The organism is Pseudomonas sp. SMV7 (assembly GCF_052041995.1).
Taxonomy (GTDB): Bacteria; Pseudomonadota; Gammaproteobacteria; order Pseudomonadales; family Pseudomonadaceae; genus Aquipseudomonas.
The window spans coordinates 385327-401394 of record NZ_JBKGGT010000002.1 but is presented as its reverse complement, the minus strand read 5'-3'; the positions used below and the strand labels follow the sequence as shown (position 1 = coordinate 401394).

Annotated in this window: 15 protein-coding genes; 8 read left to right on the top strand and 7 right to left on the bottom strand. The window is 62.8% G+C overall.

All coding sequences use genetic code 11. From position 1 onward, the window contains the following. The 4 genes from ACLEJP_RS04730 to ACLEJP_RS04715 form a co-directional block, all read left to right on the top strand. Positions 1–91: hypothetical protein (locus ACLEJP_RS04730; RefSeq protein WP_232856785.1), on the top strand; the 91-nt coding region annotated here is incomplete at its 5' end. Between the two features lie 136 nt (positions 92–227). Continuing rightward, the gene (locus ACLEJP_RS04725; protein WP_440804706.1) at positions 228–1817 is read left to right on the top strand and encodes a sensor domain-containing diguanylate cyclase; all 1590 of its coding nucleotides are present in this window, start codon (positions 228–230) and stop codon (positions 1815–1817) included. A 118-nt stretch (positions 1818–1935) separates the two neighbouring features. Next, a complete protein-coding gene (locus ACLEJP_RS04720) occupies positions 1936–2562 on the top strand; it encodes a dTMP kinase (protein WP_440804705.1) in 627 nt (208 codons plus the stop codon). 120 nt (positions 2563–2682) lie between these two features. Then, the gene (locus ACLEJP_RS04715) at positions 2683–4059 is read left to right on the top strand and encodes an LLM class flavin-dependent oxidoreductase (protein WP_440804704.1); all 1377 of its coding nucleotides are present in this window, start codon (positions 2683–2685) and stop codon (positions 4057–4059) included. A gap of 42 nt (positions 4060–4101) precedes the next feature. Here ACLEJP_RS04715 and ACLEJP_RS04710 read toward each other — a convergent pair whose 3' ends face one another. Together ACLEJP_RS04710 and ACLEJP_RS04705 are read right to left on the bottom strand one after the other, a co-directional pair. Continuing rightward, entirely contained in the window at positions 4102–4866 is a 765-nt protein-coding gene (locus ACLEJP_RS04710) for an SDR family oxidoreductase (protein WP_440804703.1), read from the bottom strand. 20 nt (positions 4867–4886) lie between these two features. After that, positions 4887–5684, bottom strand: coding sequence for an SDR family NAD(P)-dependent oxidoreductase (locus tag ACLEJP_RS04705; RefSeq protein WP_440804702.1), 798 nt, complete (start codon positions 5682–5684; stop codon positions 4887–4889). 108 nt (positions 5685–5792) lie between these two features. Between ACLEJP_RS04705 and ACLEJP_RS04700 the strand changes: the two genes are divergently transcribed. Beyond that, entirely contained in the window at positions 5793–6743 is a 951-nt protein-coding gene (locus ACLEJP_RS04700; RefSeq protein ID WP_440804701.1) for a GlxA family transcriptional regulator, read from the top strand. Between the two features lie 46 nt (positions 6744–6789). After that, complete coding sequence (locus ACLEJP_RS04695) at positions 6790–7251, top strand: MaoC family dehydratase (protein WP_440804700.1); 462 nt, start codon at positions 6790–6792, stop codon at positions 7249–7251. A 45-nt stretch (positions 7252–7296) separates the two neighbouring features. On the opposite strand, the gene ACLEJP_RS04690 is transcribed toward ACLEJP_RS04695, so the two are convergent. The 3 genes from ACLEJP_RS04690 to ACLEJP_RS04680 are packed head-to-tail and all read right to left on the bottom strand — an operon-like array spanning position 7297 to position 12521. After that, complete coding sequence (locus tag ACLEJP_RS04690) at positions 7297–8901, bottom strand: hypothetical protein (RefSeq protein ID WP_440804699.1); 1605 nt, start codon at positions 8899–8901, stop codon at positions 7297–7299. 60 nt (positions 8902–8961) lie between these two features. Continuing rightward, positions 8962–10698, bottom strand: coding sequence for a hypothetical protein (locus ACLEJP_RS04685; RefSeq protein WP_440804698.1), 1737 nt, complete (start codon positions 10696–10698; stop codon positions 8962–8964). Next, entirely contained in the window at positions 10695–12521 is a 1827-nt protein-coding gene (locus ACLEJP_RS04680) for a tyrosinase family protein (protein ID WP_440804697.1), read from the bottom strand. The genes ACLEJP_RS04685 and ACLEJP_RS04680 overlap by 4 nt, the downstream gene beginning before the upstream one ends. A gap of 159 nt (positions 12522–12680) precedes the next feature. Between ACLEJP_RS04680 and ACLEJP_RS04675 the strand changes: the two genes are divergently transcribed. Further along, the gene (locus tag ACLEJP_RS04675) at positions 12681–13160 is read left to right on the top strand and encodes an Lrp/AsnC family transcriptional regulator (protein ID WP_440804696.1); all 480 of its coding nucleotides are present in this window, start codon (positions 12681–12683) and stop codon (positions 13158–13160) included. A gap of 104 nt (positions 13161–13264) precedes the next feature. On the opposite strand, the gene ACLEJP_RS04670 is transcribed toward ACLEJP_RS04675, so the two are convergent. Continuing rightward, on the bottom strand, positions 13265–14194 hold the full coding sequence (locus ACLEJP_RS04670; protein WP_440804695.1) for an NAD-dependent epimerase/dehydratase family protein: 930 nt from the start codon (positions 14192–14194) through the stop codon (positions 13265–13267). Between the two features lie 227 nt (positions 14195–14421). Between ACLEJP_RS04670 and ACLEJP_RS04665 the strand changes: the two genes are divergently transcribed. Next, on the top strand, positions 14422–14862 hold the full coding sequence (locus ACLEJP_RS04665) for a MerR family transcriptional regulator (RefSeq protein ID WP_440804694.1): 441 nt from the start codon (positions 14422–14424) through the stop codon (positions 14860–14862). Between the two features lie 42 nt (positions 14863–14904). Here ACLEJP_RS04665 and ACLEJP_RS04660 read toward each other — a convergent pair whose 3' ends face one another. Next, entirely contained in the window at positions 14905–15873 is a 969-nt protein-coding gene (locus ACLEJP_RS04660) for an acetoacetate decarboxylase (ADC) (RefSeq protein ID WP_440804693.1), read from the bottom strand. Between the last annotated feature and the right edge of the window lie 195 nt (positions 15874–16068).

The window sequence follows — 16068 nt, the reverse complement described above, 5'->3', positions numbered from 1 at the left end:
CGGCGTGCACGTGATCGACTGCCCGGTCGACTACAGCGAGAACGACCGCATCCTCAACAGCGAGCTGCGTGAGCGCGCGCTGGCGGTGTAACGCCTGACAGGCCTGCGCCAATGCAGGCCCTCGTGCAGGGGCGGCCAGGGGCCGCTCCTGCACCAGGTTACGTTTCAACCCTTGCGCCGGTACCGGAGTCTTCTACGCTCTGAAGGGGGCAGGGGGAGCCGGTTGCATGGAGCGAAAGAGCGCGCAGTTGATTGGCATCCGCGGCCTGATGCTGGTGCTGTTGTCAGCCAGTGTCGTGGTCACCCTGGCCACGTGCCTGGTTGTGGCCCATGGGGTGTTGCGGGACGCGCTGATCCATTCGGCGCTGGAGTCGCATAAGGCCTACGCCTACAAAGTGGCGTCGGGCATCGATCAGTTCATCCATTCGGTGCACGAGCGCCTGCAATACAGCAGCCAGCTGATCGGCTCGGGTTTTACCGACCGTGCCCTGGCGCAAGCCGAAGTGAAACGCCTGCAGGTGCAGGATTCCGAGCTGCAGATCGTGATCACCGCCGATGCTTCGGGGAACATCCTTGACGGTTACCCGCGCCTGGACTTCGCCAAAGCCGTGAAACTCGCCAACGCCGTCAGGCGAGCGGCAAGCGCAGGGCGCCCGTTGGTCAGCCAGGCGTTCATTTCCCCAGCGGGCCATTTCAGTGTGCTCATCTCCAACCCGGTACGCGACGGCGCGGGCAACGTGCTCGGCTTGATTGGCGGGGTGGTCAACCTGCGTGAGGACGGGGTCATGAGCAACCTGCTGGGCGGGCATCAACTGGCTGATGCATTTGCCTTCGTCGTTGATGAAAACCTGCAGATCCTGTACCACCCGGATGCAACCAGGCTGGGGGCGGTGCTGAGCACCAGCGCGACGGCTCATGCCGCCTTGCGCGGCGGGCAAGAGGGGGAGCTGGAGACGACAGATTACCGGGGTATCCCGATGTTGGCCGGGTATGCCGAGGTCAAGGGCGCGCACTGGGCAGTGGTCACCCAGCAGCCGCGAGACAACGCGTTGCATCCGTTGCGTAACCTGATGCATGACATGTTGTTCAAGCTGCTTCCGGTGAGCCTGCTCGGGCTGGCACTGATGCTGGTGGTGTCCACCTGGGTGACGCGTCCGCTGCGCCAGTTGGCCAACAGTGCGCAACATGTTCCCGAGCTTGCCGCCAGCCGCGAATTGCATGCGGTGAACGCCTGGTATGCCGAGGCCGCGGCGATTCGCAGCGCACTGGTGTCAGGGATCCAGTCGCTGGACCAGAAGATCAGCAGCCTCAACCATGCTGCAGAGAGTGACCCGCTGACCGGCCTGGTCAACCGTCGGGGCATGAACGCTGCGCTGGCTATCCTCGACACGCAGGCGCAGCCGTACTGCGCGCTGGCGCTGGATATCGACCACTTCAAGCGGGTGAACGATACCTGGGGGCACGATGTGGGCGATGTCGCCCTGCAGCATATCGCGGGCATTATCCAGTCCTGTTCCCGCGCAGGCGACCTGGCTTGCCGTGCCGGGGGAGAAGAGTTCTGCCTGTTGTTGCCGGATACTGGCCTGCAAATGGCCACCGAGATTGCCGAACGCATCCGCACGACGATCGCGACCAGCCCGCTGGACAAGGTCGGGGCCATGACGATTTCCATCGGGGTTGCCTGTCGCAGCTCCGCAGAGCAAACCTCCAGCGCCATCCTCAAATGCGCCGACGAGCGCTTGTACAAAGCCAAGGAAACCGGGCGCAACCGCGTGGTCAGTGCAGATTGGCCGCTTGTCGACGAGCAGCCCGCCTGAGCGTCTGGCAGGGCTGGCGCAGTGCTTGGGGATACAGATGTTCTCCTGTCGGGTACTCCTTGCAGCCATGCCACGATCAATGCTCTCATCCTGCGCCCGGCCCGACTGGTACTGTACGATGATCCGCCCGCTGTTTGTTTCCATCGATGGGCCCAAGGGCACTGGCAAGACTACGCTGCTTGAGGCGGTTACCCAGGCCTTGAGGGTGGCCCGGCACAAAGTCATCCGGCTGAGCGAAAAGAACAGCGACCCCTGGCGGGGAGCAACCATGGCCCTGGTCAACCAGCTGGCCAGGCAGCCCTGCCGGGAGCTTGAGTTGAGCGTGTGCGAGCGCCTTGCCGAAAGCCGTGCCTGGATTTCCCGGCAGATCCTGCCAGCGCAACCACCGGGCAGCATCATTCTGATCGATCGCTGGTACCCCTCGGATGCCGCATTCCGCCGCACAGTGCCGTTCGCCGAGATCCTGCGGCTGAACATTGCGCGCAAGGTGCAAGTGCCGGATCTGCACGTCGGGGTGGTCACGGCCCCGGTTACCTCATGGGCAAGGGCGGCGGCACGAACGCGCGGGCTGGGCAGTACGGTCATGCACAGCCTGGACGAGCAGGTGGCCTGTACCGAGGCGTTCGAGCGTGCGGTCGCGGAACACGGCTGGGTGCTGTGCCGTAATGAAGGGCCGATCGAGGACGCAACACGGCAGATCGTGGCGGAGATCGACAGCCTGCTGCGGTCGTCTCGCCGGCATTGACCGTCATTGCGGTTGCGGGCTATAGCCCGGCGGCACATGTATATTCCATATCGGTAGTTCAAATCGTTTTTATATTGCTATTTACTATTTAAAAACTTTTTGCCTACCGAGTAACCGCCGATGTCCGACCCGAAACCCCTATTGTTTGCGCTTTACGAACAGGCCAGTGTCGGCTGCGGTGGCGCACCGAGTCTCTGGACTCACCCGGCTGACGAACGCCTGGCGGCCAACACCTTCGAGTTCTGGGCCAACCAGGCCCGGATCGCCGACCAGGCCAACCTCGACATGTTGTTCTTCGCCGACGTACTGGGTTTCTACGACGTGTTCGGCGGTAATGCAGATGCGGCGGTGAAATGGGCCGTCGAGGCGCCTGCCAACGACCCGTTGATGATCATCCCGGGGCTGGCTGCGATTACCCGGAACCTGGCGTTCGGTGCCACCGTTACCACCAGCTACGAGCATCCGTTCACCCACGCCCGGCGGTTCAGCACGCTGGACCACATGACCAACGGCAGGATCGGCTGGAACATCGTCACGTCGTATCTGTCCAGCGCGGCGCGCAATTTCGGCCTGGAACAGATGATCAGGCATGGCGACCGCTACGAGCGTGCCGAGGAATTCATGGACGTGGTCTACAAACTGTGGGAAGGCAGCTGGGCGGATGATGCGGTGGTCGCCGACAAGGCACGCCAGCTGTATGCCCAGGGGCACCGGGTCAAGCCTGTCGACCACGTCGGTGAACGTTACCGGGTGGCCGGGCCGCACCTCTGTGCGCCGTCACCACAGCGCACGCCCTTGCTCATTCAGGCAGGCTGGTCGGGCCGGGGGCGCGAGTTCGCCGCCAAACATGCCGAGCTGATATTCATCGCCAAGTCCGACCCCCACGAAATCCGCCAGGGCCTGGAAGAGATCTGGGCCATGGCCGAGGCCCGCGGCCGCGACCGCGGCGATGTGCAGTCATTGACGGTACTGCGCATTGTCACCGGCAAAACCGAGATCGAGGCGCAGCGCAAGTACGATCAGTTGCAAAGCAACTATCACCTGGAGGCCCAACTGGTCAGCTATGCCGGTGACACCGGCTTCGACCTGAGCCGCTATGCCGACAGTGATGCCCTGTCGAACCACACCGAAGGCCTGACCTCCTACATGATGCGCCCGGATGGCAGCGGCAAGCCGTTGACCGCGGGGGACGTCAGGAAGCGCTTTGCCAACGTCACGCGGGGCACCGACCTGATTCTGGTGGGCACGCCGCAGCAGGTGGCCGACCGCATCGAGGAACATGCGCGCATTTCGGCTACCAGTGGCTACATGCTCAACCCGTTGACCAGCCCCGGGACGCTGGAGGATTTTGTCGAGTTGGTCGTACCGGAGCTGCAGAAGCGTGGGCTGTACCGGAGCCAACCGCAGACCGGAACCTTCCGCTCCCGATTGAGAGCGGATGGTGCCAGCCGATTGCCGCCTAATGCCTATGGCGCGTCATTCCGTTCGGCCTGGTGACGGCCTGGCGGTAAATGCGTGCGGGCGGCCGACGGGGCCGACTCAGGCAACGGGGATCGGGTTTTCGACCAGCGCCTGGTTGAACTGGTTGATCAGCGCGTGCTCGTTGATCCCCTGGTTGGCGCGCAGCGCGACGACCCGGTCCACCAGCACCTCGGTTGTCGCGGTCTCGAGCTTGACCAGGGTTTCTTCGATGAACGCATCGAGCGGCATGGCGCGTTCATCACCGCTTTTGTGAACCAGGTCGGTATCGACCCATGGCGGGGCGATCTCCAGCACGTTCACGCTGGTGTCACGCAGGCTGAAGCGCTGCGACAGGGAATAGGAGTGCAGGGCAGCCTTGGTCGCCGAATACAGCGCGGTGGCTGCCAGCGGCAAGTAGGCCAGCACCGAGCTGTTGTTGATGATGTAGGCTTCAGGCTGGCGTTTCAGGTGTTCGACGAAAGCGGCGCTGACACGTACCGGGCCGAGCAGGTTGGTCTGCAGCAGGCTCACCGCCTGGGCATCGTCATGGTCACCGGATGCCGGGTTGTCGAAGGGCATGATGCCAGCGTTGTTGATGATCACGTTCAGCGCAGGGTGGCGCCGGATGACCTCCTGGGCGACTTCCTTGATCTGCTGCGGGTCGTTGATGTCGAGCCGCACGGTATCGATACCGGGGTTGGCCTGGGCGATCTCGTCCAGCAGTGCCTGACGGCGGCCCGCCACGATCACCTGGTTGCCACGCTGATGGAAAGCTTCGGCGAGGGCACGACCAATGCCCGAGGTACCGCCGGTGATGAAAATGGTGTTGGCGCTGAGTTTCATGGTTCCGTTTCCTCTGCAGCTCAATTGGCGGCGTAACGCGGGGCAAGGCGGTTATTGGACAGCTGGCTGAACAGGGCCTGGCGGCTGGCTTCGTAGCGCTCGAACGCCTCGAGGTCATGCAGCGAGGGAATGGAGATCAGCTTGCCGGCGTCAAAATCCTGCAGGGCACCGTCCACCAGGTCTGCGGCCGACATCACGATGGCGGGGTCCAGGTTTTCGACCGGCAAGCCGCCGATCTGCCAGAAGTCGGTGGCGGTGGCGCCGGGCAGTACCGCCTGGATCTGGATGCCCTGGTCGGCAAGCTCCCTGTGCAGGGAATGGCTGAAGGCGGTGACATAGGCCTTGCTGCCGCCGTACACGCCATTGAGCCGCTCCGGGGCGAGGCTCACCACCGACGAGATGTTGATCACCGCGCCTTGCCGGCGAGCGACAAAGCCCGGCACGGCGGCGTAGGTCAGGCGGGTGAGGGCGGTGACGTTGAGGGTGATCATTTCGGCCATGCGCTCGACATCACTTTCCAGCAGGCTGGTATGGGTGCCGATGCCGGCGTTGTTCACCAGCAGGCTGATACTGGCGTCTTCGCGCAGCTTGCGCTCCACCTTGGCCAGGTCACCGGCATTGCCCAGGTCTGCCGGAAACACTTCAACATTCTGTCGGGTTTCGCTGGTAAGGCGGCTGGCCAGGTCATTCAGGCGCTCGCGGTTGCGCGCCACCAGTACCAGGTCGTAGCCGCGACGGGCCAGGCGTTCGGCGTAGATCGAGCCGATTCCGGTGGAAGCGCCAGTGATGAGCGCGGTGCCTTTGTATTGCTGCGTCATGGTCATGCTCCAGGGTGAGTTGCGGTGCAGCCATGATGACAAGGGCCACGCTTGTCTCAAACGACGTATATGGTACGCTTTCGAGACATTGCAGCAGGAGTTTCGACGATGCACCGGGTTGGCTATCTGATGACCGAAGGCTTCCAGATCATGTCCCTGGCGACCCAGGCGGTGTTCGAGTTTGCCAATATCGTCACCGGCGAAGCGGTCTACAGGATTCAGAACTTCTCCATCCAGGGCGGCACCGTGCGCTCCTCCCTGGGCATGCATATCGACACGCTGGCTTTGGGCGCCGCAGGCCTGGCCGACACCTGGATGGTCACTGGCACCCTGACGCCCTTGACGGCACCTGATGAGGCCGTGCTGGCCAGTGTGCGCGGCTTCGTCGAAGGCGCACGGCGCACCGCCGGGCTGTGCACCGGCACCTTCGTCCTGGCCCATGCGGGGGTGCTGGACGGGCGACGAGCGACAACGCACTGGGCCTATGCCAGGAAGTTGCGCGAGATGTACCCGCAGGTCGAGGTGGAGGAAGACCGCATCTTCATCGTGGAGGGTTCCGTATGGACCTCCGCCGGCATGACGGCAGCCCTGGACATGGCGCTGGGCATGGTGGAAAAAGACCTGGGCGCTGAAGTGGCCAGGTCGGTGGCGCACAAGCTGGTCATGCACCAGCGCCGTTCAGGCGGGCAGTCCCAGCATTCCGAGCTGCTTGCCTTGTCACCCCGCTCGGACCGTATCCAGGCCGCGCTGGATTATGCCCGCAAGCATCTGAGCCGTTCGTTGAGCGTCGAGGAACTGGCCGGGGTGGTGCATCTGAGCCCGCGTCAGTTTACCCGCGTATTCACCGCCGAAACCGGGCAATCACCGGCCAAGGCCGTGGAAGGCCTGCGCCTGGAGGCCGCGCGGTTGATGATCGAGCAGAGCCGGCATAGCCTCGATGTGGTCGCCAGGGAGACCGGCTTCAGGGACCGGCGGCACATGCGCGAGGTGTTCATCCGCGGCTTCGGCGTGCCGCCGCAAGCAGTGCGGCGGGATGCCAGGCGGGTCGTTTCTGCATGAACAACAGGGCGTCAGAGGCCCTTCACATCGAACCAGGAGAGAGCACATGGCAGCTGTCGAGCAGAACAAGCTGTATTTCGAAGACCTTGCGGTGGGTGCGTCTTTCACCAGCGAGTCTTATGAAATGACCACCGAGCGCATTTTGCACTTCGCCGCCGAGTTCGATCCGCAGCCCTTTCATACCGATGCCGAAGCGGCGCAGGCGAGCTTTTTCAATGGCCTTGCGGCAAGCGGATGGCATACGGCGGCAGTAACGATGCGCTTGCTGGTTGCTAGCGTGCCGCTGGCTGGCGGGCTGATCGGTGCTGGCAGCGAGATCAGCTGGCCACAGGCCGTGCGCCCGGGCGACAGATTGCGCGTGACGACAACGGTGAAGGAGCTGACCGCTTCCAGGTCGCGACCTGAGCGGGGCATGGCGCTGCTGGAAAGCGAAACCTGCAATCAGGACGGCGCCGTGTGCCAGCGCAGCGTGGCCCGGGTGCTGGTGTTTCGCCGCGGGCCTGGCTAGGGCGCAACCGGCGTCGGGGCGATCGATGATCGCCCCGTTTGCGCTTCAGCGACGCTCCTTCAGGGTTTCGAAGCTCTGGACACGCTTGATCAGGCTGTGCTTGCTGGCGGAGCTGGCACTGTTGAACAGGAACGAGAAGTCCGAGGCCAACGAGCTGCTGCCGGCAATCGTCGCGTACTGATGGCACTGGTTGCAGGCATCACCCTGCACATAGGTTTCCAGGGTGGTGTTGGCCACCGGCACGTTGCCCTGGCTGATGTACGCACCGTACGACAACGGCACCGGCGCGTTGGCGCCTGGTTCCGGGCTGGGCGGGTTGGGCGCGAGGGTCCAGAGTACGTTGATCAGTTTGTAGTACTGGAACACCGACTTGCCCTGGCTGTGCTGCGCGAAGCTGGCCTGCACGGCGCCGTTCAGCGCTTGCAGGTCGCTCGGCACAGGATGCTCGCGAGTGGTCTGCACTGGCTGGTCGCGTGGGAACAGATCGGTGCAGTCCCGGTCGGGGTGGTGTTGCTTGCATTGGATACGGGGCACGTTCGGTTCACACTCAGGGCCGCTGCCGCAGGCCGGGTTGTTGAAGGCGAAGCCGTTCGGCGGGGTTTGTTGCGGCGGTACCTGGCCCGGCTCGGGCACGTTGTCGACCTGCTCGAAGGTGGTCCAGATGAAGTTCGGCGATGCCTGGGTCTTGTTGATGATATGCAGGCCCACCAGCCCCACCACCTCCTGGGTACAGGTCAGCGTGTCGGGGCGCTTGAGCCAGGCGACGGTGGTCAGGTAGCGCCCGAACAGTTCGGGTTTGCCGGTCAGTATGCGCCAGGCGGCCTTGAGTTCGATCGCGCCAAGTTGTTCCTGCGGCACCGGCGACGGCGGCAGCGAGCGCATCGGCTCGCCGATCGGCAACGACAGCCCTTCGGGCGTAGTGCCGTCGGCGTTCTGCGCCACCTTCAGCTGGTTGGCGGCGTCGTAGAGCCCCTTGTCGACGATGTAGTCGAACTCGGCCTTGCCCACCTTGCGTTCAAAGAACACCAGGTTGCCCGCCTGATCCGTCAGCCAGCCGCCGGACGCTTCCATCACCGGGTCGGGAATGGACGCGAGTGTCCCGCTGGACAGGTGGAAACCGTGCACGGCGTTGATCGCGCCTTCGGAGGTGGCGTTCATGAACTTGCGGGCACCGACCTTGAGGGCCTGCAGGCTGCCCTGGGTGCTGCAACCGGCTGGCACCAGGGTTTGCACGCCCCAGCCGCTGGGCTTGGGGGCGCCGGGCAGGAAGATGTCGTTGGCGTCCTTGTAGCTGGCCCACACCGGCGCCACGCTCATCGGTTGCCCAGGCTCCGAGGGCACACCGAACTGCGCCAGGCTACTGTTCATGTCGGGCTCGCCGGCCAGGCTGGCGGTGGCTGGCCAGCCGGGATTCACCGGCCAGTTCAGGGCAATGAACAACTGCCAGGCAAAACAGTTCATGAACGCCTGGTTGCTGGCATTGAAGTTGTTGACCGGGAGGAACCCGCCGCTGCCCGGGTTGAACACCAACTGCTGCTGCACACAGGTGTCGGCGTCCGACATTGGCGCCGCCGTGGCGGCTGGCAGGGTCGACAGGCACAGCAGCATGCCGCTTAGTAGCGACAGGAGACTCAAGCGTAACCTGGACATCATCGCGCTCCTTGCAAGCAGTGAAGCCGCACCCGAAGGTGCGGCAATAGAGGGCGTGCTTCAGGCGCCAGGCACCAGCGCCAGGCCGGATTCCCACGGGTGGTCCGCCGCGCTCACGTTCACGTCCTCGCCCGGGTTCAGGGCACGTACCGTTACCAGGCCGGGGGCGGCGCTGGGGCTGACCGTGATGCTGAGGATGTAGGCCTGGGTGCCGCCCGCATTGGTCTGCCCGGGGATGGCCGAGGCGTCAGGCAGGAACTGGGTGACCTGCGCGGTAATGCCTGGGTTGGAGAACTGCACCCTGGCACTCTGCGCCGTGGTGTTCGGGTCGGCGCCCTGTACCACCAGCACGAACTGGTTGCTGCTGCCCGGCGCAAGGCAGGCCGGCAGGTCAGTGGGCGACTGGCCATAGAACAGGTCCACCGGCAGCAATTGCACCGGCCAGGGCTGCAGGCCTGCCACCCGGTCCTGCACGCAGGGGAAGGAAGGCGGCGTGGTGGCAGGCGGGAGGGCACTGACGCTCAGGCCCACCAGCAGTTGTTCGGCGATCACCCACACATAGTCGACCGGTTGCTTGTTGATGGTGATCTGGTTGATCGAGAAGCCTGCGCTTTCCGGCACTTCGAACACGGCCTGGAGGATCTGGTCGGAACCGTTGGCGGCCGACTTGGCAGTGCCGCGCGTAACCCGCCAATACTGGCTCACGTCCTGGCCTTGCGGGCCTTTCCAGGCGCTGAAGTCGGTGGGTTGCTGCAGGTACAGGCCAATCGGGTTGGTCAGTGACAAGCGGTTGTTCACTGCCTTGGAGTTGGCCATGAAGCCGATGTGCGGGTCGGAGTTGCGATAGTTCTGCCCATACTGGGCGCAGCAGATCAGCGACTGGGCGTTCTGGCTGCTGGTCACCGGGCGCAGGATGGTGGCGGCGGCGGCCAGGTACACCTCGGCGCTGAGGGTGTTGGGGCCGGAGGTCAGGTGCATGGCCCCGCCATATTGGCCGGGCACACAGGCCGTGCCGGCATTCCACTTGTTGACCGTGTCATAGGCCGGCAGCCCGGTGGTGGGGTCGATGACCGGGTCGCCAGCCTTGCCGGTCGGGCAGTCGACGGTGTAGCGCAGGTACAGGTCTTCGAGCTGCACGTTGGGGTCGATGTATTCGCGGTACAGGCCCAGCACGGCGTTCGGGTCGATGCGCCACATGGCCAGGTAGTACGCCGGGTTTTCGCAGGTGAAGGTGATCTTGCGCATGTTGCCGTTGGCATCGCGCACGATCGACCACTCGCAGTATTCATCCAGCCAGCCGCGTGGGCCGGAGGGCGAGAACGCGGTGTACTTGCCGTTCCAGTCGATGCTGGGGCAGCGTTTGGCCGGCAGCTGCAGCAGGGTGCCCTTGTTGTCCGGGTCGTACAGCGTGTAGAGGGTGTCGTTGAGGGTGATCTGACCGTAGTCGGCCAGCTCCATCACCTGTTGCAGGGTCATGGCTTTGCCGCCCAGCTGGGGAATGACTGCGGCACCGTTGTTGTAAAAGAACGTCCATAGCCGGTTGGGGAAGGGTGCCCAGGTGATCGCCGGCACCACCACATCACCGAAACCTTCCACCAGCGGGTTGTAGTAGCCCGAGCGCGGCGCGTCGTACAGGCTCGACCACGGGTTGCCGATGATGGACGATTCGGTCCAGCCGGTGAGGTAGTTGTTCCAGTCGCGTTCGAACGTCGGCAGCTGGTCTTCCAGGCCCAGCTTGTTGTAGTCCTTGGGCGCTTGTTCGGCGGGAGAAGTGAACTGGTTGAAGGGCGTGCTCATGTCGGTTCTCCAGGTGTGCGTGGGGTGGAAACGGAGCAGCAGCCGGCGACCGGGGGCGGGCCGGCGAGGGTCTGGCGTGGGTCGTCCCACACCAGTTGGGCGATGAAACCGGGCAGGTGGATGTATTCGTCAGGCGTCAGCACGCGGCCACTGTCGAGATGGGTCACCAGCAGCGACACCTGCACTGCGTCGGCGGGGCCAAGGCCCAGCGCAGTGGCGTTGCGGGCCGCATTTAATGCGCGCGACACGCCATGGCTGATACAGCGGCCCTTGTCGTCCTCCAGGCCCATGCCGATGCGGCTGAAGCGCCCCACGTAGTGAGGGTTGTCGGCGCTGACGTGCTGTGCGGTGGCGTCGGGCTGATCGAGAAACACGTCGATCAGATAGGTGTCGTGGGTGCAGCGCACATGATCGAACACCACCCACGGGCCGGGCCCTGCAGTGCCATTTTCCACGGTGGCGGCCACTGCGCCGTGCTCGCAACAGGCGTGGCGAGTCGGCTTGCGCGTGCCAAATTGCGGCGCCACCGGCACACCGTAGTCGTAGCCGATATGCCGGCTGTCCTGGGCCATGTCGCCGAGCGTGGTGTAGCGCCAGGCGTCGGCGCTGGTAAAGGTGACCTGCGTGGCGTCGCGGCCTGAAAATGGCTGCAACAGGCATTGCGTGGTGAACTGCGCCCCCGGGTTGGTCCTGATCCAGACCTCGAGCATGCGGTCGATGTTGGCGTGGTAGGAGCAGAATACCGGGTCGAAGGCGGTGTAGGCGTTGTCGGCCATGTCGCCGCCGATCCAGCCGTGATAATTGTCGTGCGGTTGCTCGTACAGGCCGTCGAAATTGAGCGCACGATTAGGGTACAGGCGGTCTTCCTGGGGCGGGTCGAACACCGGAATGTTGGCCCAGGGATAGCCAGGTACGCCCTGTGGCTGGCTGAACGTGGTGAACTTCAGGGCGTCCAGCACCTGTTGTTGGAAAATCCGGCTCATGCCGTACAAACGGGTGCGGTCCAGGCGCGATTCTTCACCACGGGTGTAGAACAGCGGATTGCGCTGCACATAGCGGCAGTCCGGTTCATTGGCCGCACCACTGGCGCAAGCCTTGGACCGTCCGTCTTTGGCCGCGGCGTAACGCAGCGGGTTGCGCCGGGTCTCGCCGCTGTGCGGATGCACGTAGGTTTCGTCGAGAAAGGCCTGGGGCAGGCCGGCCTGTGGGCTGCCGTCGACGCTGGCATCTTCGGCCATCCAGTCCCAGTAGGGGATGGCACAGTCGATCAGTTGTTCCAGGTACAACAGGTAAGCGCGGTGCCACAGGGCGAACGCCTCCTGGTAATGCAGGCACCAGTTGGTATGGATGTAGGCGTAGCGTTGCCACGGCGAACCGCTGTCGGGGTCGCCCACCTGCATCACGTCATCCAGGCGGGCGCGGTACAGGTTGAGTTCCTCGAGGCTCAGTGCGCGGATGTCCTGCCGTACCCGCTTGACCGGGTGCGGCAGGTCTGGCGGCGGAATGCGCTCGGCCACATCGAAGGGCGAACTGGCGTCGAGACGCCAGCCCTGGTTGACCCACAAGCGGAAGGTTTCCAGCGCATCGATGGGCCAGAACTGCTGCTGGTCGAGGGTCAGCGGCATGTTGCGCGAGGCCAGGTGCTGGTAGATGGTTTCTGACCAGGCCTTGACCGACGCCGGGTCGTCCAGGTACACGAAATAGCCGTTCATGCAGCCGATCCAGGAGGCTGACACGGCCGCCCGCTGCGCGGCAGGAATCCAGTAGGGGGCGGTAAAAAGGTTGTAGATGTCCGCCGTCCACGTCGGTTTGGCAATGATCATGAGGTCCCTCTCCTGCGCCCTGGAGGCCAGATCTGGCCGGGCTGCTAAGCTGAGTTGATGTTAGAGGGCCAGCGCGCAGGGAATCGTGCAACTTGGCGCGTCCGTGCGGCGGATTCATTGCATTTTTTCAAGGAAGACACGGGAAAAATGACAGACGCCATGGATCTGAAGATTCTGGGAAAACTGCAAAAGGATTGCTGCCAGAATCTGGAGTTGCTCAGTGACAGCGTCGGGCTGTCTTCCACCAGTTGCTACCGGCGGATCCGGCGCCTGGAAAGCGCCGGCATCATCAAGGCCAAGGTCGCGATACTGGACGAGCGCAAGCTGGGCATTCAGGTGACGGCCTTTTTTCTGGTCAAGCTGGACCGCGACAGCAACGACATCGACCGCAAGATGCAGCACATCCTGGCCAGCCACCCGGAGATCCAGGACTGCTACCTGATGACCGGCGAGTTCGATTTCGTCATGGTGGCCAAGTTTCATGACGCCACCGAATACACCGACTACATCTACCGGTTTCTCGACACCTACCGGGAAATTCCGATTCGTACCTATTCATCGACCTTGGTGGTACGGACGGTGAAGAAGTCCTATGAGTTGCCGTTGGCGGGAGGGTTGCAGCACGCCGTCGATATCTGAAGTTCAAGTCGAGTTCGACAAAGACCCCAGGCCAATGTCGAGGAGCCTGCTGGCTCCTCGCGCTCAGAGGTACATCCTTGTATGTCCGTGGCGCTTGGCCACTGTCAGCCCAGCCGCTCGTTCCAGATCTGCGTGAGCCCTTGACGGTAACTCGTGACCTTGAAATCGGGAAACCGCTGCTTGTATTTCGAGGAGTCGAACAGGTTGTCGTGTGCGTACCGTGGCAGCAGCTCCCGCAGCTCGCGCACCTGCCGGGATACCAGGCCTGCAGTTGTCAGCGCCAATTTGCCCAGCACTTTATAAGTAGCCTCGCTGCCACAGATCTGGGCCGCCAGGCTGACAAATTGCTGGTAGGTCAGCCGCTCGTCATCACACGGCAGGTGCCAGGTCTGCCCGAATGCGTCTGGTGTATTCCCCAGCGCCGCCAGTGCCCGGCTTGCATCCGGCGTCCAGATAAGTGTGCGCAGGGTATCGTCCCGCACCGGGACGCGGGGTGTCCTGCCGGCCTTCATGTTGTCGATGATCAAGGTATTGGTGATGCTTTGCGTCTTGCCGGGCCCGTAGAACTCCGGAGCGCGGCCGATGACGACAGGAATGTCACCGCGTTGCATATCCTGCAATACCATTGACGCCATGCGCGCACGAACCCGGCCTTTGCGCCCGACCGGTGCGAAGGGCGTGTCCTCGGTCAGCAGGCGATCATCTTGCGGATACATATACGTGTTATCGAAATAGACGAAGCTGGCAGCCGCTGCGCGAGCTGCATCAAGAGCGTTTTGCAGCATCGTGGGGAACTGCGTTTCCCAGCGTCGTGTATCTGGTGGGAGACCTGCGGTGAAATAAACGATGCTGCTCCCTTCAACGGCCTTGGTCGTCTGACTGGCGTCGAGCAAGTCAGCCGCGACCAGCGTGTCGGAATCGCTGACTTTGCGCGGATTGCGACTGACCAGCCGGATGTCCTTGGTAAAGGTCCGGTTCAGTTCCCGTGCCAACTCCATGGCTATCTGGCCAGTTGCGCCTAGAACGGTTTGCATTGGATCTCCTGGAAAGCTGATTGGAAGGCGCCTACCTTAAGATTGAGGTGAACTTTAAGGTCAAGCCTTCGTTGCGCCGATTTCAAGACAAGACCAGCGTAGACCCGGGAGGCTGAGTTGGGTCGCTCTGCCCAAGCGTATGATTTGCATCCGTAACCCAGGTTGGTGCTTTTGCGCTGGCGGGATTAAAGTGAGCTTCAAGCTCAAGACGTGCGTACAGGTGTTGAATGAGGATAGGGGAACTGGCGAAAATCACCGGCCTTGCCGCTTCGCGAATCCGTTTCTACGAGGCAAGCGGGCTGATTCAATCCGTTGAACGCAAGGCCAATGGTTACCGTGACTATTCGGCTGATGCGGTCTGGATACTGGAAGTGATCACAAGCGCCCAGGCAGCAGGCTTCACCCTGGATGAAATCCGCCATCTGTTGCCGGTGAGTGCACAAGGTTGGCGTCATGACCAACTGCTGTCCGGATTGAAGCGCAAGGTCGAGGAGATCGAACTGTTGCAGCAGCGCCTGGCTCGCAACAAGGAGCAGTTGCTGATGGTGATCGATGGTATTGAAAGCAAGCCGGACGGCATGCCGTGCGTAGACAACACCCAGCGTGTGCTTGGCCGTCTGCGCGAAGAGATCGCCTTGGGCAAGGCAGGCGCTTCACCTGCCAAATGAAGGGTTGGTGCGCCGGCTCGAGGGCCGGCGCTGATACAGCATTCAGTCAGCGGTATTCAAACTTGCGAGCGGCTTCGGCGCATAGAGGGCGCTCTGGAATTCAGGTACGTATTCGTATTTGACCATCTTGCCCAACTTCAAGGAACGGATGTAGGTCGACAGGCTCCCGTCGCCGAGCTCCAGGTGTGCCGAGCCTGCGCTCATGCTTGACCCGTGGCGGGTCTGCCGAGACGTTGCATAGCCATAGCTCAGCCGGCCCGCGTGGTCGAGGTTGGTAAAGCTGTTGGTTACCAGGCCGGCTTCAGTGGATACGTCGTCGAGTTTTTTGGCCTTGAAGATGACGTCGATTTTGCCCGTCTGGGCATCGGCGATGTCATAGGCCACGGTCGCTGCATCCTCTCGGCGGTTGATCTGCGTCAGCCACTTCGGCAGGTTGTAGCCGACCACACCACGGACACGGGCAAGCTCGGTATTTACCGGCAACTTGAGCACATAACCCCAGAAGTCCTTGGACAGGGACTGGCCGATCAAGCTGAACGGCCCGAGATTGGACTTGCCTGGCTTGTTGGTGATGATCGACAAGGCAATCTCGTTGTAGCTGTCGTTGTCGCAATAGTCGTAGGTGTAGGCGGTGAACGCTACTAGGCCGCGGCCAGGCCAGACCTGCAGGGGTTGCACCTGGTCGAGCACTTCGGCGGGCATCAACGCACGCAGGCGATCAAGGTCTGCCGTGTATACGGCGGTAACCCTGCTGTTCTTGTAATAGAAGTTAGGCGAGTAGGATTCGAAACCCATGTCGACCTTGGCCTTTTCCAGGCTCTTGAACCAACTGAGGTCCATGCCTGGGGCTTCGGTCTGGATCACCGACAGCGGCGGGTTGGAGCGGTAGCGGTCGTACAAGCCATCTTTGACCACGGGTACCGGGTGGCCTGCGATATCAATGACAGTGGTTTCGACAGGCCCGGGGATGCCGCCAGGGTCGGCCAGGGTGGGGTTGGCAACGGGCGTCATTAGGGCACCTGCCACAGCAGCGACGGTTCCGAGTTTCACGTTTCAGTCTCTCCGGTGAATTGCATTACGCATTGATGAATGCGCCCAGGCATCGCGCTTGGCGCCGAACTGGATGTACCTTGCACTGGCACCTTAACGTTTAACTTAACTTTAATGTCAAGGCGCCAATGGGCCGGCTTTTCTGCCACCGGGCAT